At 72.2% G+C, this 19,397-nt stretch carries 14 protein-coding genes and 1 pseudogene; 3 read left to right on the forward strand and 12 right to left on the reverse strand.

Translation table 11 applies throughout. The annotated features are described in order from the left end of the window. Positions 1–350 precede the first annotated feature (350 nt). Positions 351–1,358: a stage II sporulation protein M gene (locus ACGF8A_RS18090; protein ID WP_393109209.1), complete on the reverse strand. Its 1,008-nt coding sequence runs from the start codon at positions 1,356–1,358 to the stop codon at positions 351–353. A 131-nt stretch (positions 1,359–1,489) separates the two neighbouring features. Here ACGF8A_RS18090 and ACGF8A_RS18095 point away from each other — a divergent pair, with 131 nt between their 5' ends. Then, the gene (locus ACGF8A_RS18095) at positions 1,490–2,602 is read left to right on the forward strand and encodes an RDD family protein (protein ID WP_393109211.1); all 1,113 of its coding nucleotides are present in this window, start codon (positions 1,490–1,492) and stop codon (positions 2,600–2,602) included. A gap of 58 nt (positions 2,603–2,660) precedes the next feature. Here ACGF8A_RS18095 and ACGF8A_RS18100 read toward each other — a convergent pair whose 3' ends face one another. Together ACGF8A_RS18100 and ahcY are read right to left on the reverse strand one after the other, a co-directional pair. Further along, a complete protein-coding gene (locus tag ACGF8A_RS18100; protein WP_393109213.1) occupies positions 2,661–3,275 on the reverse strand; it encodes a hypothetical protein in 615 nt (204 codons plus the stop codon). Positions 3,276–3,450: 175 nt separating this feature from the next. Then, complete coding sequence (gene ahcY / locus ACGF8A_RS18105) at positions 3,451–4,908, reverse strand: adenosylhomocysteinase (RefSeq protein ID WP_393109215.1); 1,458 nt, start codon at positions 4,906–4,908, stop codon at positions 3,451–3,453. Positions 4,909–5,337: 429 nt separating this feature from the next. Between ahcY and ACGF8A_RS18110 the strand changes: the two are divergent. After that, a pseudogene (locus ACGF8A_RS18110) lies at positions 5,338–5,758 on the forward strand (PTS sugar transporter subunit IIA); the annotation flags it as partial. 240 nt (positions 5,759–5,998) lie between these two features. Here ACGF8A_RS18110 and ACGF8A_RS18115 read toward each other — a convergent pair. The 7 genes from ACGF8A_RS18115 to ACGF8A_RS18145 form a co-directional block, all read right to left on the reverse strand. Then, positions 5,999–6,976, reverse strand: a complete 978-nt coding sequence (locus ACGF8A_RS18115) for a cation diffusion facilitator family transporter (protein WP_393109217.1) — start codon at positions 6,974–6,976, stop codon at positions 5,999–6,001. 131 nt (positions 6,977–7,107) lie between these two features. After that, positions 7,108–8,259 carry a mannose-6-phosphate isomerase, class I gene (gene manA / locus ACGF8A_RS18120; protein WP_393109219.1) on the reverse strand — a complete coding sequence of 384 codons (1,152 nt, stop codon included), beginning with the start codon at positions 8,257–8,259 and terminating at the stop codon, positions 7,108–7,110. Positions 8,260–8,404: 145 nt separating this feature from the next. Then, the gene (locus tag ACGF8A_RS18125) at positions 8,405–9,538 is read right to left on the reverse strand and encodes an SIS domain-containing protein (protein WP_393109221.1); all 1,134 of its coding nucleotides are present in this window, start codon (positions 9,536–9,538) and stop codon (positions 8,405–8,407) included. A gap of 90 nt (positions 9,539–9,628) precedes the next feature. After that, on the reverse strand, positions 9,629–9,799 hold the full coding sequence (locus tag ACGF8A_RS18130; RefSeq protein ID WP_125493546.1) for a Trm112 family protein: 171 nt from the start codon (positions 9,797–9,799) through the stop codon (positions 9,629–9,631). A gap of 452 nt (positions 9,800–10,251) precedes the next feature. After that, positions 10,252–11,616, reverse strand: coding sequence for a phosphomannomutase/phosphoglucomutase (locus ACGF8A_RS18135; protein ID WP_393109224.1), 1,365 nt, complete (start codon positions 11,614–11,616; stop codon positions 10,252–10,254). A gap of 37 nt (positions 11,617–11,653) precedes the next feature. Further along, positions 11,654–12,832, reverse strand: a complete 1,179-nt coding sequence (locus ACGF8A_RS18140; protein WP_393109226.1) for an L-lactate permease — start codon at positions 12,830–12,832, stop codon at positions 11,654–11,656. Positions 12,833–13,013: 181 nt separating this feature from the next. After that, a complete protein-coding gene (locus ACGF8A_RS18145) occupies positions 13,014–13,436 on the reverse strand; it encodes a DUF3499 domain-containing protein (protein WP_053760356.1) in 423 nt (140 codons plus the stop codon). Positions 13,437–13,730: 294 nt separating this feature from the next. Here ACGF8A_RS18145 and ACGF8A_RS18150 point away from each other — a divergent pair, with 294 nt between their 5' ends. After that, positions 13,731–14,180: a metallopeptidase family protein gene (locus ACGF8A_RS18150; protein ID WP_393109497.1), complete on the forward strand. Its 450-nt coding sequence runs from the start codon at positions 13,731–13,733 to the stop codon at positions 14,178–14,180. A gap of 17 nt (positions 14,181–14,197) precedes the next feature. Here ACGF8A_RS18150 and ACGF8A_RS18155 read toward each other — a convergent pair whose 3' ends face one another. Further along, positions 14,198–15,658: a DUF5719 family protein gene (locus ACGF8A_RS18155; RefSeq protein ID WP_393109228.1), complete on the reverse strand. Its 1,461-nt coding sequence runs from the start codon at positions 15,656–15,658 to the stop codon at positions 14,198–14,200. Beyond that, entirely contained in the window at positions 15,655–19,326 is a 3,672-nt protein-coding gene (locus tag ACGF8A_RS18160; RefSeq protein WP_393109229.1) for a glycosyltransferase, read from the reverse strand. Before ACGF8A_RS18160 ends, ACGF8A_RS18155 begins: the two co-directional genes overlap by 4 nt. Positions 19,327–19,397: the final 71 nt, after the last annotated feature.

Raw genomic sequence — 19,397 nt, forward strand, 5'->3', positions numbered from 1 at the left:
CTCTCGCGGCTTTCCTCCGGGCGCTTCCCTTCGGTCTTGCGTTTCCGACTCTATCAGATCTTTTCTCGACCCGATTTCCTCGGTGCTTTCAAGGTCTACGCTTTCGCGCTTTCCTTTCCGGCGGTGCCGACTTTATCAGAGGTTTCGGGCCGGTCTGACCGCCCATCCATTCCGATTAATCGGGGGAGCTTCTCGAAGCTGAAGTTCCGAGAAGCGAGTAGGTTCTCAAGGTGCCGACCGGATGAACTCCAGTCCAGGCAACTGTTCGAATCTACCTCCCCACATGCTCCGTGTCAACGGGTCCTGTGGGGCGAAGAGGAGACTAGCAGCCTCGCAGGCCTGGCCGCACATCAAGCGGCGGTCGGCACGGTGGCGCTCCGTTCGGCCGAGTCCACGTCCCCCGTCTCCCCGGCCTGAGCGGCTCGCCGTCCGAGCACGAAGACGTACGCGAGGAACGCCACCTCGGCCACGACCCCGATGCCGATCCGTGCCCAGGTCGGCAGGCCCGACGGGGTGACGAAGCCTTCGATGGCGCCGGCGACGAAGAGGACCAGGGCAAGGCCGATCGCCATGCCGAGAGCAGCCCGGCCCTCCTCCGCAAGGGCCGTCCTACGCGTGCGTGGGCCCGGGTCGATCACCGTCCAGCCAAGACGCAACCCTGTTCCGGCGGCCACGAAGACCGCGGTCAGCTCCAGCAGGCCGTGCGGGAGGACCAGGCCGAGGAACGTGTCGAGTCGGCCAGCCGAGGACATCAGGCCGAAGCCGATCCCCAGGTTGAGCATGTTCTGGAAGAGGATCCACAGGACGGGGAGGCCCAGGAAGACGCCGAAGACCAGGCACATGGCGGCTGCCTGCGCGTTGTTCGTCCAGACGCGGGCGGCGAAGGACGCAGCCGGATGGGTGGAGTAGTAGCTCTCGTACTGGCCACCGGGGCGGGTGAGCTCGCGCAGTTCGCTGGGTGCCGCGATGGTCGCCTGGACCTCGGGGTACGCGCCGATCCACCAGCCGAGAAGAGCCGCGACGAGCGTCGACAGAAGTGCGGTGGGAACCCACCAGTGGCGTGATCGGTAGACGGCTGCAGGGAAGCCGTAGGCGAGGAAACGGGTGACGTCGCGCCACGAGGCGCGTCGGGAGCCGGTCACGGCGCTACGCGCGCGTGCGACCAGTTGGCTCAGGCGGCCGGTCAGCTGGGGATCGGGTGCGGCGGACTGGATCAGGGAAAGATGAGTTGCGGTGCGCTGATAGAGCGCGACAAGTTCGTCGGTCTCGGCGCCGGAGAGCCGGCGCTGGCGCCGGAGCAGGTCCTCCAGGCGGTCCCATTCCGCTCGGTGGGCGGAGACGAAGACGTCGAGGTCCATCGGTGTGCCTGCTCCTCGGCTGCTCGTCGGCGGGCCCGTCGTGAGTGTCAGCTTGTCGTACTGCGATGCTCAAGGCCCTCAGCTTGGCAGACTGGGCGCTCTCGGGGCAGGCCAGGGGAAGGACAACGGGCGTGAGTGAGCTGGTGACGGGTGAGGCGGTTGCGCTGGAGTTGCGCCCCGCGAGGCTGCCCAGCAGGGCGCTGGCCGTCCTGCTCGATCTCATCGTGGCCTTCGCCGCGTATGTGATCGTGAGCATGGTGCTGCTGATCTCCACGGCCTCCCTGGACGAAGCCGCTCAGATCGCGGTGTCCATAGCCACGTTTCTGCTGGTTCTCGTGGGCGCGCCCATCGCTGTGGAGACGCTCAGCCATGGGCGGTCGCTGGGCAAGCTGGCGTTCGGTTTGCGGGTGGTTCGCGACGACGGCGGGCCTATCCGGTTCCGGCACGCTCTGGTGCGCGGGGCGATCGGCGTCGTCGAGATCCTGCTGACGCTCGGGGTCATCGCTTGTATCGCTTCGCTCGTGTCGGAGCGAGGGCGACGGCTCGGCGACGTGTTCGCGGGGACCCTGGTGGTGAGGGAGCGAATACCCGCTGCCCGCGTACGTTCCGTGCCCCCGCCGCCTTGGCTTGCGGGGCGGTTCTCAGGACTCGATCTCTCAGCGGTCCCCGACGGGTTGTGGCTCGCCATCCGGCAATACCTCACACGCATGCAGCAGCTGGACCCCCAAGTCGGCGGCGCCATGGCGGAACGGCTCGCCGCCGATCTCGCGGAGCGAACAGGAACGCCGGTGCCGCAAGGGGTACCGCCGGCCGCCTATCTGGCTGCGGTGGTGCAGGAGAGGCAGACGAGGGAGATGCGGAAGGCCCACGCCGACGGGGTCGGTATCCGTGGAACGGCCGATGGTGGCCAGTACGGGAGCGGTGGCGCGGCCCCCGGGGCGTATCCGTCTCCCTCCCACCCCGACCACCCAGCCCACCCCGCCGAGGCCACCCATTCGCCGCTGCCCTCCTATCCGGCATACCCCTCCTATCCCTCGGCGGTTACCCCGCCGCCGCCACCGGCCGGGTCCGGGCACTTCCACGAGGTTGCTCAGTCGGCGCGAGGAACCGGGCAGCCCGATAGCCCTCCCGGGAGCCCTGCGCAGCCGCCGCAGCCCGGCCCGGCGCACAGGGGGCAGGGGAGTGCGGCCACCGAGTCGGCCGACACCGACCGGCCCACGACCGGCTTCGCCCCTCCCGCGTAGGCACGACACGGCAGCCTGCCTCGGCGCCCGCTGACGGAAGGACGGCGGGAACCCCCCTTCACGTGAAGACCGACGGCGGCGAGTCCAGGTCCTCCAACTCGATGCCCGGTGCCGCGAGCACCACGTCTCCGGTGATGTGCACGACGTGCTGTTCGCCGGTGTCCAGGGCTGTGACCTGGTACTCCTCCACGGTCAGAGGGCCGTTGTCAGTGCCGTGTGCTTCTCTTTTCAGCAGAGCCCAGGACTGGTCCACGGTGCGCGGAGCGAGGACCGGGTCTGTGAGGGCGACCAGGCGTACGCGGGTTGCGGAGCCGGAGGGGGTGAGGCGCAGCAGACGGGTGGTGGCGATGAGGAACGCGGGAGAGGTACCCGTGAAGGCATGGGCGCGGACATTGCCTTCCGTCGCGTCGGTACCGGTGGGGTCGGTGCGGACCCAGGTGACGCCGTCCAGCGCGGCACCGCGCACCTGCCAGCCTGACGCGTGCAGTTCGAGACGGAGGGGACGGCCGAGTTCGTCGAGGGTGAGGTCGACGGAGCCGCGGTGATCGCCCGAGGGGGAGGTCAGTTGCGAGACATAGCGCCAGCCGGAGGGGCCGGGGGCGCAGTGGAAGTGCTCTTCTGCGAGGGGGGTGTGATCGTGCGGATCGTGGAGCGAATAGCGGCCGCGGGGCATGAGGGTCCTGGGGTGTGACGGGCTGGTCCGGTTCGCCGCGACAGGTCGGTGACGTTCCGGCACGGCCAAAGGGGCAGGCCCCCGGCACGGGGGTGCGGGGGCCTGCCTCGGAGGTCCTGCTGCTGAGCTGCGCGTCAGTGCACGGGCGGGCGGCTCAGCGGGCCGGCTTGTGGAGTCAGTAACGGTAGTGGTCGGGCTTGTACGGGCCTTCGACCTGGACGCCGATGTACTCGGCCTGCTCGGGGCGGAGCGTGGTCAGCTTCACGCCGAGAGCGTCGAGGTGGAGGCGGGCGACCTTCTCGTCGAGGTGCTTGGGCAGCACGTAGACGTCGGTCGGGTACTCGTCGGGCTTGGTGAACAGCTCGATCTGGGCCAGCGTCTGGTCCGCGAAGGAGTTGGACATCACGAACGACGGGTGACCGGTGGCGTTGCCCAGGTTCAGCAGGCGGCCCTCGGACAGCACGATGAGGACCTTGCCGTCGGCGAAGGTCCAGGTGTGGACCTGCGGCTTGACCTCGTCCTTGACGATGCCGGGGATCTTGGCGAGGCCGGCCATGTCGATCTCGTTGTCGAAGTGGCCGATGTTGCCGACGATCGCCTGGTGCTTCATCTTGGCCATGTCCGAGGCCATGATGATGTCCTTGTTGCCCGTCGTGGTGATGAAGATGTCGGCCTTGTCGACGACCTCGTCCAGCGTCGTCACCTGGTAGCCGTCCATCGCAGCCTGCAGGGCGCAGATCGGGTCGATCTCGGTGATGATCACGCGGGCGCCCTGGCCGCGCAGGGACTCAGCGCAGCCCTTGCCCACGTCGCCGTAGCCGCAGACGACGGCGGTCTTGCCGCCGATGAGCACGTCCGTCGCACGGTTGATGCCGTCGATCAGGGAGTGGCGGCAGCCGTACTTGTTGTCGAACTTCGACTTGGTGACCGCGTCGTTGACGTTGATCGCCGGGAACAGGAGGGTGCCGTCGCGGTGCATCTCGTAAAGGCGGTGGACGCCGGTCGTGGTCTCCTCGGTCACGCCGCGGATCTCGGACGCGAGCTGGGTCCACTTCTGGGGGCTCTCGCTCACGGTGCGGGTGAGCAGTTCGAGGATGACGCGGTGCTCGTCGGACTCGGCGGTGTCGGGCGAGGGGACCTTGCCGTCCTTCTCGTACTCGACGCCCTTGTGCACCAGGAGGGTGGCGTCACCGCCGTCGTCCAGGATCATGTTGGGGCCGCCGGTGGGGGTGTTCGGCCAGGTCAGGGCCTGCTCCGTGCACCACCAGTACTCCTCCAGGGTCTCGCCCTTCCAGGCGAAGACCGGGATGCCCTGGGGGTTGTCGGGCGTGCCGTTCGGACCGACCGCGATGGCGGCGGCCGCGTGGTCCTGGGTGGAGAAGATGTTGCAGGACGCCCAGCGGACCTGCGCGCCCAGGGCGGCCAGGGTCTCGATGAGCACGGCGGTCTGCACGGTCATGTGCAGGGAGCCGGTGATTCGGGCGCCCTTGAGGGGCTGCGCCTCGGCGTACTCCTTGCGGATCGCCATGAGGCCCGGCATCTCGTGCTCGGCGAGGGTGATCTCCTTGCGGCCGAACTCGGCCAGGGAGAGGTCGGCGACCTTGAAGTCCTGTCGGTTCTCGACAGTGGTCATTGCTGGCTGCTCCTCGGTGGTTGGGTCGAGGTGGGTACGGCTGATCTGCGCGGCGGCGGACACAGGGGTGCCCGAAGAGCACGCGGGCATGCCCGTGTGCGCGCAACGCAGTCCGTCGGAGGCCCTCTCTCCCTCGGCCGGTCCCGCTGGGGACCGCCCGACCGCCATCAGCAGCGACGTCTGACTGCGTCCCAAGCTACACCGGGCGGCCCAGCCGCCCCCAGTCCACCTCCGAACAATTCACGCCGAACACGGCACCTGGTGACTCGGGGCCACCGGGGTGCCGTGACGGCGGGCACGGCCTAGCGGCGAGGCCCTCGGTGACAGGACGGTCGAGGCCGTCGGTGACGGGACGGTCGAGGGGGTCGGTGGCCGGCCGGTCGAGGCGGAGGCTTCCGGTGATGCGGAGGGCGAGGTTCTGTTCGAGTACTGACGGGGCGGACCGTACGAGCCCGGCTCGGTGCGCCGGACAAGGAGGCCGCCATCCGTGAGATGGCGGAGCTGCCGGCGCGCAGCGGCAAGGTCGCCGACGTCGGCGAGCTGGTGCGCACGGCGCTGCGGAGGGAGGAGCAGGGCACGACCGGGCTCGGCGAGGAGATCGCGGCCCCGCACGCCAAGACGGACGCGGTGACCGCGCCGGTCGTCGGGTTCGCGCGTTCAGCGCAGGGCGTGGAGTGGGGCTCGCTCCGACGGTACGAAGGTGAGGCTCGTGTTCATGATGGCCGTACCGGAGGCCGCCGCGGGCGACGAGCATCTGCGGATTCTGGCGCTGCTGTCGCGGAAGCTGATCGCTGCCGGATTCCGGGAGCGGTTGCTGGCGGCGGCGGACGAGGGGGCGGTGCTGGGCGTGGCGTTTTGCGCGAGGTCGAGTAGCCGGGCCGCTCCGCCGGACCAGGGTGGCTCGCTCGGGGCCACAACCGGCCGGGGGCTCAACCAGTCGGGGGCACACCGGCCGGACTCACAGCCGGCCGGACTCACAACCGGCCGGACTCACAGCCGGCCGGGTTCACAACCGGCCGGGGACCGCCGAACAGGTGACGCTGCATCAACAGGTCGGCGGGTCACCGGACATGGGGAGGTGCCAGGGAGCTCAGTGCTCCGTGGACGGGGTCGGGCCCCCCGGCGAGGCTTTCCGGTCCGGGCCCTTGGCCGCTTCGGCCTCGCTGTAGATGTCCGGCTCCAGGTAGATGACGCGGGCGATCGGCACGGCCTCGCGGATACGGGCCTCGGCGGCGTCGATCGCGGAGGCGACCTCACCGGCGGTGTTGTCGTGGCGCACGGCGATCTTGGCGGCGACCAGGACCTCCTCGGGGCCGAGGTGGAGCGTGCGCATGTGGATGATGCCGGTGACCGTGCTGCCGTCGACGACCGCTGCCTCGATCTTCCTGACGTCCTCGGCGCCGGCCGCCTCGCCGAGCAGCAGCGACTTGGTCTCGGCGGCCAGGACGAGCGCGATCAGGATGAGCAGCACACCGATGCACAGGGTGCCGATGCCGTCCCAGATGCCGTCGCCGGTGAGCAGGGCGAGGCCGACGCCGCCGAGGGCCAGGATGAGACCGACGAGCGCGCCGAGGTCCTCCAGGAGGACGACCGGCAGCTCGGGCGCCTTGGCGTGCCGCACGAACTCCTTCCAGGACCTGCGGCCGCGCACGGCGTTGGACTCCTTGATGGCCGTCCGGAAGGAGATCGTCTCCGCGATGATCGCGAAGACCAGCACGCCCACCGGCCAGTACCAGTGCTCGATCTCGTGCGGGTGCTTGATCTTCTCGTAACCCTCGTAGATGGCGAACATGCCACCGACCGAGAAGAGGACGATCGAGACCAGGAAGGCGTAGATGTAGCGCTCGCGGCCGTAGCCGAACGGGTGCTGCGGGGTCGCCACGCGCTGGGCCTTCTTGCCGCCGAGCAGGAGCAGCCCCTGGTTGCCGGAGTCGGCCACCGAGTGCACCGACTCCGCCAGCATCGAGGACGAACCACTGAAGAGGAACGCCACGAACTTCGCTACGGCGATCGAGAGGTTGGCGAACAGTGCCGCCACGATCGCCTTGGTGCCGCCTGACGCGCTCATGAGTTCGCGATGTCCCTTCGTACGCCGTCCATCAGGGCTTTGCCCGCTCGCGGGCTTCGCCGGCCCTTGCCGGTGGGCCATTGTTGCAGCCCGGCCCGGCGGGGGTGCGCCTGGTCAGCACACCCGCGGGATCAGGCCACCACGGTCGCCCGGAACAGCGTGCCCGTACCGGACACTTCGGCCCTTTCGCCGGCTGCTACGAAGACGGAGCAGCCCGGCGCCAGCACGTGTTCGCCGGCCCGTACCGAACCCGCGGTGCACAGCAGGATCTGCGGGGTGGCGCGGGTGAGGTCGCGCGTGGGGCCGCCCTCGGCAAGGACGTAGCGGGAGAGCCGGAACTCGTCGATCGGGGTCTCGTAGATTTCCTCGCCGTCCGGGGACGCCTCCGGACGCAGGACGCCCGCGTCGTTCGCCTCGAAGCGTACGACGCGCAGGAGTTCGGGGACGTCGACGTGCTTGGGGGTCAGGCCGCAGCGCAGCACGTTGTCGGAGTTGGCCATGATCTCGACGCCGAGACCGCTGAGGTAGGCGTGCGGGATGCCGGCGCCGAGGTACAGCGCCTCGCCGGGCTGCAGGCGGACGTGGTTGAGCAGCATCGCGGCGATCACTCCCGGGTCGCCCGGGTAGTGGTGGGCGAGGCCGGCATACGGGGCGTAGTCGCCGCCGAGTCGCGAGCAGGCCGCGGTGGTCTCGGCGACCGTGTGGGCCATCTCCTCGGGGTCGGCGGTGAGGACGGCGGTGAGCACCTCGCGCAGCGCCGCGTCCTCGGGGTGGGCGCGCAGCAGATCGACGTACGGCTTGAGGGAGTCGACGCCGAGTCCTTCGAACAGCTCGGCGGTGCGGATCGGGTCACGGAATCCGCACAGGCCGTCGAACTCGGTGAGCGCGCAGATCAGTTCCGGCTTGTGGTTGGCGTCCTTGTAGTTGCGGTGCGGGGCGTCCACGGGGACGCCGCGGCGCTCCTCCTCCTCGTAACCCTCCTTCGCCTGCTGCAGGTCGGGGTGCACCTGGAGCGAGAGCGGGGCGCCCGCCGCAAGGATCTTCAGCAGGAAGGGCAGTCCGGGGCCGAACTTGGCCACCGCGGCCGGGCCCAGCTCCTTCTCGGGGTCGGCAGCGATCACGTCGACGAGCGTGCCGCGGTCGGTGCGCGAGGGTGCGCCCGGATGGGCGCCCATCCACATCTCCGCCTGCGGCTCGCCGGTCGGCTCGACGCCGAGCAGCTGCGGGATCGCGGTGGTGGAACCCCAGGCGTAGGGGCGGACGGTGTTGGCGAGGCGGTCCATTCGATTCTCTCTGCCGGGGCCGGCGGGGCACAGGTGGGCGTACGGCACGCGTACCTCGTTCGTACGACGTTCGTACGCCTTCGGTTCTCTTCGCGTACGGTCGCCGGTGCCCCCCGCGTACGGAGGTCGGGCGTCCTGAGCCAGATCAGGCCCTCGAGGCGAGCGCCAGGTAAACGGCGGCGAAATCCGTGATGGCGATCAGTTCGGAGAGGGTCTCCAGCTCACCGCCCGGTTCGGGTTCCAGCTCGCTGATCGGCGTGTCGTGGCTCAGGGCCAGGTCACGGGCTGCGGGGGCGGCGGTGAGCCCACCGATCGGGCGGTCGCGAAGCAGCACCACGCGCGCGTGCAGCGCGGGCGGGTCCTCCACGCGGTCTCGGAAGAAGTCGTCGGGGTCGGCGCTGGCGGCGAGCCGGCCGGCGAGCAGGGCACTGTGCGCGGCGAGCGCCTCGGGGAGTTCGGCCACGACGGCGGGCCGCCCCGACAGCTCCCCTAGCGCGGCGGCGAAACGGCGGCCCGCAGGGCCGGCCGAGGTGCCTTCCGTCCAGATCACCGGGAGCGCGTCGGCGAGTTCGGCGGCCAGGGTCTTGGCGGCATTGCTGTACGCCTCGATGGCCGGCCCGCAGCGTTCGGCGATGTGGTCGAGGCGGTCGGCGACCTTCCCCAGCGCGTCCGGCGGGGCGGTGAGCAGGCCGATGCGGTCCAGCAGCGCGAGCAGCGGGGTGAGCAGCGCCCACAGGACCCCGGGGGCGGACGCGGCGAGCGGCGGCTGCTCGTCCTGCTCGTAGGGGGCCGTCGCCATCGGTACGAACAGACCGTGGGCGCCGGCGACGGCCTCCGCGAGCGGGGTGCCCGCCGGGGCCACGGCGGCGACCGTGGAGCCGCGCCGGTAGGCCTGTTCGGCAAGCAGGGTGAGGCCCGGTTCGGTGCCGTCCGGGGTGGCGATCAGGAGCAGGTCGACCGAGCCGGCCCAGCCGGGGAGTTCCCAGCGCAGGGCGCCCGCGGCGGGTGCCACGCCGGTCGGTGCGAGGCGGATGACCGGGCTGCCGGGGCCGGCCAGCGTGCCGAGGAAGTCGGCGGCGTGGGTGGCGGCGGCACCGGGGCCGGCGATGAGGACGGCCCGCGGCCGGCCGTCGGGTTTCAGCTCACCGACTCCGGCCTCGACGGCGAACCGGGCGGCGGTACGCACGCGGGCACCGGCTTCTGCGGCGCCGCGCAGCAGGCCGCGCTGGTCGGCCTCTGCGAGGCCCTCCGGGGAGTCGAGCAGCGATTCGTCGAGCATGTGCGGCAGCCTCCGAACGCCGGGGTCGGCGGTTGTGCGGGCGGCGGGTCCTTGGGGGCGGGCCCGGTCTGCGCGGACGTCTGCGGGCCGTTACGCCGGGCGGCGGGCCTCGTCGACGAGGAGGACGGGGATGCCGTCGCGGACGGGGTACGCCAGGCCGCAGTCCTGGCCGGTGCAGAGCAGCTCCGCGTCCTGCTCCTTGAGAGGGGCGTGGCAGGCCGGGCAGGCGAGGATCTCCAGGAGGCCGGCTTCGAGCGGCATGGGGGGTCCCTTCGGGGCGGGGTGTGCGTACCGGTCCGGGTACGTGTGGCTGTGCGGTTGTGCCTGGTCAGGGTACCGCCGTGGAGGCGGGGGCGTGGGGGGTTGTGGTGTGCCGTCAAGGGCGTTGCGGCGGAGGCACGGTGAGTGGCGCCGGGGGACGGGGGCAGGAGTCGTCGGTGCGCGGTCACCGGTGGGCGGGCCACACGTGCGGTGACCGACGGGGAGGGGCTGGATGACGTACTCGCCCCCCACGAAGCCAAGCCGACGCCCCTACGCGGGCGCTGCCACGAAACCGAGCCGCGCCCCGGACACGCCGCCGCGCCCCCATCGAGCCCGGCAGCCGGCCGGACCCGCGGCGGGGATGCCGCCGCGCCGCCCGACCCCGCGCCCCAGGCCACCCCACCCCCTCCTCACCCCGCCTCACCCCGCCTCACCCCGGCCTCACCCCGGCCTCACCCCCGGATGATCTCCAGCGCCTCGTCCCGCACCTTCACCATCGTCGCCTCGTCCCGCGCCTCGGCGTTCAGGCGCAGCAGCGGCTCCGTGTTGGACGGGCGGACGTTGAACCACCAGTCGCCGGCCGTGACCGTCAGGCCGTCGAGTTCGTCGAGGGTGACGCCCTCGCGGTCCTCGAAGGCCGACTTGAGGGCGGCGAGGCGGCCCTGCTGGTCGTCGACGGTGGAGTTGATCTCGCCGGAGCCGGCGTAGCGGTCGTACTCGTCCACCAGGGCGGAGAGCGTGCCCTTCTGGCCGCCGAGGGCCGCCAGGACATGGAGAGCGGCCAGCATGCCCGTGTCGGCGTTCCAGAAGTCGCGGAAGTAGTAGTGCGCGGAGTGCTCACCGCCGAAGATCGCGCCGGTGCGGGCCATCTCGGCCTTGATGAAGGAATGGCCCACGCGCGTGCGGACCGGCGTGCCGCCGTTCTCCTTCACGACCTCCGGGACCGTCCAGGACGTGATCAGGTTGTGGATGACGACGCCTTCGCCGCCGTGCCTGGCCAGCTCGCGCGCGGCCACCAGGGCGGTGATCGCGGACGGCGGGACCGGGTCGCCGTTCTCGTCGACGACGAAGCAGCGGTCGGCGTCGCCGTCGAAGGCGATGCCGAGGTCGGCACCCTCGGTGCGCACGCGCTCCTGGAGGTCGACGATGTTGGCCGGGTCCAGCGGGTTGGCCTCGTGGTTGGGGAACGTGCCGTCCAGCTCGAAGTACATCGGCACGAGCTCCAGGGGCAGGCCCTCGAAGACCGTGGGGACCGTGTGGCCGCCCATGCCGTTGCCCGCGTCGACGACGACCTTCAGGGGGCGGATCGAGGTCAGGTCGACGAGCGAGCGCAGGTGGGCCGCGTAGTCCTCCAACGTGTCGCGCTGCGTGATCGTTCCCCGCCGCGCGGCGGGCTCGGGAGCGCCGGAGTCGCTCCACCGCTCGACAAGTTCACGGATCTCGGCGAGGCCGGTGTCCTGACCGACCGGCGCTGCGCCCGCGCGGCACATCTTGATGCCGTTGTAGCGGGCCGGGTTGTGCGAGGCCGTGAACATGGCACCCGGCAGGTTCAGCGCGCCCGAGGCGTAGTACAGCTGGTCGGTCGAGCAGAGGCCGATCTCGGTGACGTCGACGCCACGGAGCGCCGCCCCGCGCGCGAAGGCGCGTGACAGTCCGGGGGACGACGGCCGCATGTCGTGCCCGATGACAATCGCTTCGGCGTCGGTCACCTGGGCGAAGGCCGCCCCGAAGAGCTCGGCCAGCGGCTCGTCCCACTGGTCGGGAACGACGCCGCGCACGTCGTAAGCCTTCACGATCTGCGACAGATCAGCAGCCACGGCCAACCCTCCTGAAAGTCCTATCGGTGCCCCCAAACTACCCGCCGCAGCCGCCAACGCACGGCGGGGACCGAAACTGGTCCCCCAGCCGTAACCGTGAGGTCAGGGCAGCATCCAGCCGAGCACCGGCGAACTCTGGCCGACCACGATCCGACACACCACGAGCAACAGCGCCTGACTCCACGGCAAGCACCTTGCGCAGCAGGTCACCCTCGCGGCCCGCGAGCCCTACGGCCGCGCAGGCGATGGACGGGTTCTGCGGGGAGATCATCTTGCCGAGGACACCGCCCGAGCTGCTGGCGGCGGCCGGCAGCGCCGGCGACAGCCCCGACTCGCGCGCGGCGGTCACCTGGAGCGCCCCGAAGAGGGCGTTGGCCGAGGTGTCGGAGCCGGACACGGCGAGTCCGAACCAGCCCAGGAGCACACCGCCGAGCAGCACGAGCGTGCCGCCGGTGGACACGACCGGCCAGATGAAGACGTTGCCGCCGACCCGCTCCCCGTCCGGGCCGACGACGTCCAGGAGGGGCCGGTGGCAGGTCTGCGTGGCCCCGGCCGGCCAGTCCTTGGCGACCGGGATCTGCGCCTCGGAGAAGACGGCCACGATCAGCGCGTACGGCCCGTACGCCCGCACGACCTCCGCGCGCCGCTCCTCCGCGTCCAGTTCCTCGATGCCGGCGCCGGTCAGCACCGACGCGCGGACGGGCCCGGCGGCGGGCCCGCGCGACTGCGGCACGGCGACCAGGGCGCCGGCGCCCGCCAAGGCGGCGGCGATGTCGGCGAGTTGCCCGGGAGAAGTGGTTCGAGGCGGCGAACTGGGAGGTGGCGAAGGCGATTCCGCATGCCACCCGGCCGACACCCAGGTCTCCCGCAGGCCGCGCCGTCCGCCCACGAGGCCGACCAGCATCAGCGGCACCACGAGCGCCGGCAGCGGTGTCTGACGCCCCGCCACGGACGCCACGTCCTCCGGGGGCAGCCCGGTTACCTGAGCGAGCGTCGCCACCGGTGTGCCCATGGCGCCGAAGGCGACCGGCGCGGTGTTGGCGGCCGTCGCGGTGCTGGCGACCAGCGCGGTGCTGGCGACCAGCGCGAACGATCGCGGCCCTTCACCGGATCGAGGGCGGAAGGCCGTCGGCAGGCCGGTGAGACCCGCCAGACGGGCCTTCATGCGCACGCCGCCGGGCAGGATCAGGACGATCACCAGCGGCAGCGCCGCCACCAGGGCGGACGGACCGGGCGAGCCGGCGACGGGCCAGTTCCGGGACGTACACGAACGCCTTCCCGGGTGCCGCCATGCGGTAAGCGATTTCTCACGGGTGACGAAACGATCGTGTACGCGACAAGCGCTGGTCAATGGATGTGCGGCGTGCAACGAAATGATGCGGGCCCCGACCGGGCGCTCAGTTGTCGGGGGAACGCAGAACCCGCAGGTGACCGCGGCGCGCGACCTCCATCGGATCCGCCGCGCGGCCACCGCCGCCCGCCTGCGCAGCGCGCTCCTGAGGCCGCGCGGCCTCGCGCACCGCGTTGGCGAGCGCTTCCAGATCGTCCCCGCTGGGGCGGGCCGGAGCGGAGCCGTCGAGAAGCCGGACGACCTCCCAGCCGCGGGGGGCGGTGAGGCGCTCGGAATGCTCGGCGCACAGGTCGTAGCAGTGGGGTTCCGCGTAGGTGGCGAGCGGGCCGAGAACGGCGGTCGAGTCGGCGTAGACGTACGTCAGCGTCGCTACGGCAGGACGGCCGCAAGCGGTGCGCGAACAGCGACGTACAGGGCTCACGACGTTGGACGGTACCGCACTCTTGAGCGGGCCGCGACGACTCTCCACCAGGTCACTCCACCGTGTCGTGTTGTGAAGCACCCCACAGGCCCCTTCCGGCACACGCCGCTGACCTGCGCGGACACGCTTGTGCGCGGTCTCGTACGACCACGAAAGTGGTCAACACCCCACATAAACGCCGTCAATTGCCTCGTGATCGCCGGTCGCGGAGGGATACGGAATCGAGCCCAATCTTGGCTGGAATGGTCATCCGGCGACAGGCGGTGCGGCGTCGTGCGGCGGTCCGGAATGCCGTGTGGACGCCCGGCACACGCCTCGCGCGAGGACTACGCTTCACCAGTGATGGACAACCGAGTACCGCCCCGTGCCGCAGACCCCGGGCCCCGTCGCCGTGATCGTCACGGCCGGGGCATGCGCGGCCCGATCGCGCCCCCTCAGGTGCCGCTCGCGGCAAGCCGTGCCGAGGCGTTCGCCGATCTGGTGCAGGACTCCGTGGAGCGCCTCGAACGGCGGTGGCCGCAGCTCGCCGACATCGATTTCCTCGTCCTCGAGGTACCGCGGCTGGACGGCCCCGGCCAGGCGTGGAACGACGAGGCGGTACCCCTCGGCGGCATCGTCGCGGCACGCGAGGGGCGTCCCGCGCGGGTGGTCGTCTACCGGCGTCCCGTCGAGATCCGCACCAAGGGACGCGACGAGCGGGCGGCGCTGGTGCACGAGGTCGTCGTGGAGCAGGTCGCCGAGCTGCTCGGTCTGACGCCGGAGACGGTGGATCCCCGGTACGGCGAGGACTGAGCAGCCCGGCACGGCGCCTACTTCTGGAGCACCGACAGATCCTGCTCCGCCTCCGGCACGGCCACCGTCCCCCGGTCGTCGGGCAGGGTCTGGACCGTGAAGGCCGGGACGCCGTCCTGCGTCGCGGCGAGCGTCCGGGACGCGTAGACCTGGCCGCCCGAGACCCGCTCCACCGTCAGCGCGAACGTGCCCTCCAGCCCGCTCGGCACCGGCACCTGGACGTCCTGTGTCGTGCCCGCCTTGACCGAGTACGTCTTCGACGCCGCCGTGCCGCCCTCGGTGCCCGCCGACACCGTGACCTTGACCTGCGCCGCCTCACCCGGCGCGGTCAGCGACAGGGTCACGCCCTTGCCGGCGTTGCCCGCCGATGTCGCGCGCGTGCCGACGGCCCGCGTGGCGGGGATGTACGCCGTCTCCTGGGAGCCGTCCTTCCCACGCACCACCTGCACGGCCGCGACGACGGGCACGGCCTGGTCCGAGGGCGTCAGCACGAGCGAACCGGCCTCACCGCGGGTGACGTCGCCGAGGTCCAGCGCGGTCGTCATGCCCGACTTCACGCGCAGGGTCTCGTTCCCGGCCGGGGTGATCAGCCCGTTCGGCGAGGCCAGGCGCACCGTGAGGTCCGCGTCGGTGCCCCCCGGCGTGAACGCGACCAGGCGCACCGCCGTCGCGTCCTTGGGGATTCCCGGCATCACCAGGCTCCCCGCCGGGTCGGCGGCCGCGGCCAGCCAGTCGCCGCCCGCCTTGTCGTCCAGTGCCTGCACCGCGGCGCCGACCCGTCCGCTGCGGACGTTCACATGGACCGTGAGGTCGGTCTCCTCGGCGTCCGTCAGGGTCGACAGCAGGATCGGCTCACTGGACCGGGGGGCGACGGTGATGCCCTCCCCCACCGTGGACTCGAGCGCCCCGTCCTTGCCGTACAACTCGATGTCCACGACCGCGGCGGAGTCGTCCGGGTTGGTCAGGTGGGCGTAGTCGGTGCGCCCGTCGGCCGTGCTGGCCCCCGGGAACCAGAAGTCGGTGTCCGGCGCCGAGCAGCTGACGCCGAGCAACCCGCGCCCGGCACCGGCCGCGACCTCGGTCGTCTGCTGCACGGTCCACCCGGGCGCGAACTTCCCCTCCGCCGTGCCGATCAGCGCGGGCGCCTCGCCTCCCGAACTGTCGCCGGAGACCGGCGAGCCGGGCTCCTTGGGCTTCAGCACCGGCTTCTCGGCCTTGCCGCCGCCGGCGGGCAGCAGCTCGCCCTTGCCCTCACCACCCGTGCCGTCGGTGACCGGAGTGAAGGACGTGTACGTCGTCTCGGCGAGGTCGGAGGTGCTCGGCGCGGGGCACGCCAGGCTTGAACGCTCCACCGGCAACTGGGCGGCCGCCTTGGTCGTGTCCGTGCCGGTCGCCTCCGGGGCGGACAGCGCGGCGAAACCGGTGACCGCGGCGAGCGCGCCGGCGCCGGCGATCAGGGACAGGGTGGTGCGCTTCACTGCTGGCTCCCGTCGGGGCGCTCGTTGCCGCTGCGATGCGGGTGTTGCTGCTGGGCGGGGTCGTAGGCCGGGTCGTAGCCCTGCGGGTACTGGTCGTAGGGCTGCTCGTACGTCCCCGGCTGCTGCGGACCGCCGTACGCGTACGGGTCGTACTGCCCGCCCTGGTAGGGGTCCGCCTGGTACTGCTCGTGCCCGTACGGCTGCCCGTAACCGTCCGTGGAGTAGTGCGGGCCGGCGCCCTCGTACCGCTCGCCGCCGTAGGTGCCGTACTCGGCGCCCGCGTAGCCGGCGGTGTCGTACTGGCCGTAGGCCTGCTGCTGCGGGATCGGCACCTGGGGCTCCTCCTGCGCAGAAGGCGGGAACTCCTCGTCCCGGGCGGCCTCTTCGGCCTCTGCCTGCGCGCGCAGGCGGCGGGCCCGGCGGCCCTCGCCTGCGACGGCCTGAACGGGGATCACAGGCTCCTCGGGAAGGTCGTCGTCGATGTCGCGCCGGCGCCCGGGCAGGGCGAGCACGACGAGGACGACGGCGAGGAACCCCTGCGCCCACAGCCAGGCGGTGTGGCCGATCGGATCGTCGTAGGTCACGTCCAGGGTGCCGCCGCCCGCAGGGAGTTCGAAGCCCTGGGCCCAGCCGTCGACGGTGGTGCGGGTGAGCGGCTTGCCGTCGAGGGTGGCTGTCCAGCCGTCGGACGCGGTGTCCGCGAGGCGCAGCACCCGGCCGTCGGCGCCGGCCGGGACGTCGGTGTGGATCTCGACGGGTCCGGCGGCCACCGGCTGCGGGGCACCCGAGCCGGAGGCCGGGACGACGACCGCGCGCGCGACCTGGCGGTCGACCCGCCACAGGGCGCCGCCGTCCTGCTGGCTGAGCCTGCTCAGACCGGGCGTGGTGTCCAGGACGCGGCTGACCTCGCGGGGCGCGCCCTTGTGCACGAGGACGTAGCGCACGGCGAAGGCGCCGAGCTGGTCGGCCTGGTCGGCGCCGGAACCGGCGACGAGGTTGGCGACGACCTTGTCGAGCACGGCGTGGCCGCCGTCGGCCGCCGCGAGTTCGGCGTCGCCGAGGCGGGCGCCGGAACCGCGGACCAGGGTGTAGCCGACGCGGGCCGTGGAGTCGCTGTCGAGGACGAGGGTGCGGGCCTGGTCGCGGGTGCCGCTCTCCTCGGCGACGAACGCGGGCACCTGCACCGGGTCACGGCGCTCCAGTGGTCCGTCTGCGCCGCGGATCATCCATCCGGCGGCGACGAGCAGCGGGCCCGCGGCCGAGGCGAAGGCGATCAGCGCGGCGACCGGCTGGCGCCAGCCGAAGCTCTGCTCGGCCACCCGCGTGCGTGCCCCCTCGGCGCCGATGACGGCGGCCGTCAGCAGCGCGAGGGCGTAGACCAGCGTCGCGGGGCCGGCCCAGGCTGATCCGTTGGACAGCACCGCGAGGACGAGGCCCACCAGGGCGACCACCCAGGCCGCCCTGATGCCCCGCCGGCGCTCGTCGCGCAGCAGGGCGGCAAGCGCCGCCAGCACGATGCCGATCAGCATCAGTCCGCTGACGGTGCCGGGCCCGCCCGGGCTCGCGCCCAGCAGGTCGAAGGCGGAGGCGGCCGAGGCGCCGTACTCCAGGCCCGCTTCGCGGAAGAAGCCGAACGGCAGCAGGGACAGCGACCAGGGGGCGAGGACCAGCAGGGGCGTGCCCAGCTGGGTAGCAAAGCGCAGGCCGTAGGCGGTGATGTCGCCGCGGCGCACCACGAGCAGCCCGACGCCGAGGATCAGCGCGAGCGGCCACACGATCGGCGTGAACGCGGTGGTGACGGTCAGCAGCAGGGCGTAGGCCCAGGTGGCGCGCCAACTGCCGCGCGCGCCGGAGGCGTTCGCGAGGCCGCCGGCGGCGGCGCCCGCGCGCGCGAGGAGCGGCAGCAGCACGGCGAGGACGGCGGTGCCGAGCCGGCCGCCGGCGAGGGCGCCGGTGGCGGCGGGCAGGAACGCGTACACGACGGCGGCCCAGGCGCGCAGCAGGCGGGACTCGACGAGCGGGCGGGAGGCGAAGTACGCGGTGACTCCGGCCAGGGGCACCGAGCAGACCAGCAGCACCGTGACCGCGAGGCCCGCGGAGCCGAACAGCGCGGAGGCCAGCATCGCCACGAGCGCGAGGTAGGGCGGCGCGGAGCCGTCCCCTCCGGCGCCCACCGGGTGCCAGGAGTCGAGGTAACGCGACCACAGCTCAGCGGAGTCGCCGGGTGCGGGCAGCAGGGCGCCGCCCGCGAGGGAGCCGCCGCCCAGGAGGTCGCGGCAGGCGGCCAGCGACACGAGCAGCAGCACCAGGAACAGCACGGGGCCGGGGTTGCGGGCGATCCGCTTCAGGCGGGCGAACTGCTCGATCTCCAGGAATTCCGCGTCATCGCCGCCGGGCCCGGACTCGACAGCGCCGCCGTGGCGTCCCGCGCCGGAGGTGACCTCCGGGTCGGAGCTGCTCATGACGCTGCCCGCGACCTGTTCGACGGTGGCCCGCACCGTCGCGCCCGGCGGCGGGAACAGGGGGCGCAACTCGCCCTTGTCGACCATCGGCCGGCCGCGCCTGCGGCGGCCCGCGACGATCCGCTCGGGCCGCAGCAGCACGCCCATCAGACCGCGGATCTCGTCGACCGCCTGCCCGGGCACCTTGCCGACGAGGTAGGCGACGGTGCGCAGCAGGGTGCCGAGGACGAGGCGGAACAGCACCCAGGGCAGCGTGGCCGTGCGGGCGTTGACGAGGAGGGTGTAGACGGCGCCGGCCTTGTCGACCTTGTGCGGGGAGGCGGTGGTGCGGCCGGCGCAGTCGACGGCCCGGCGCTCGCGGGAGGAGGCCTCGGCGTGGCGTACGACGGCGTCGGGGGCGACGAGGACGCGGTGCCCGGCGGCGTGGACACGCCAGCACAGGTCGACGTCGTCGCGCATCAGCGGCAGGCGCCGGTCGAATCCACCGAGCTCTTCGAAGACGTCGCGCCGGACCAGCATGCCGGCGGTGGACACGGACAGCACGGGCCGGACGTGGTCGTGCTGTCCCTGGTCCTGCTCGCGGCGGTCCAGGCCGGTCCAACGGCGGCCCGAGTTGGCGATGCTGACGCCGACTTCGAGGAGCTGCCTGCGGTCGTACCAGCCGCGCAGCTTGGGGCCGACCACGGCCACGTCGTCGCGGCCGAGTTCGAGTTCGTTCTCCACCACCCGCAGCAGCTCGGCCAGCGCGTCGGGTTCGGGCGCGCAGTCGTCGTGCAGCAGCCACAACCACTGCACGGGCTCTCCGTGCGGCAGCTCGGGCATGTCGTAGGCGTCGTCGCGCCAGGTGCGCGTGACGGGGTCCCAGCCGCTCGGCCGCTTCAGGTACGGCAGCTCGTCCGGGGTGAGGACGGGCGCCGAGCGGTTGGCCTCCTCAACGGCCTGGCCGAAGCCGGTGCGCCGGGCGAGGTGCAGCACGCGGTCGGGGCCGAGCGCGGCGGTGACCTGCTCCGCGGAGTCGTCGCCGCTGCCGGTGTCGGCGGCCATGACGAACTGAACCGGCCGCTCCTGGCCGAGCAGCCCGGCGAGCGCGTCGGGCAGCCAGCGGGCGCCGTCGTGGGAGACGAGGACCGCGGTCACCACATGACGCGGGAACTCTGGTGTGGCAGCGGCATCGTGATGGGCTGCCGTGTGGCTGTGCACGGACATCGAGGTACGGGCCCCGGTTCGGTGGACTGCGGTGGACACCTGTGCCGCATGGGGGCGGCGGGGTGTCTCGG

It is taken from the genome of Streptomyces sp. NPDC047706, from assembly GCF_043204795.1.
Classification (GTDB): Bacteria; Actinomycetota; Actinomycetes; order Streptomycetales; family Streptomycetaceae; genus Streptomyces.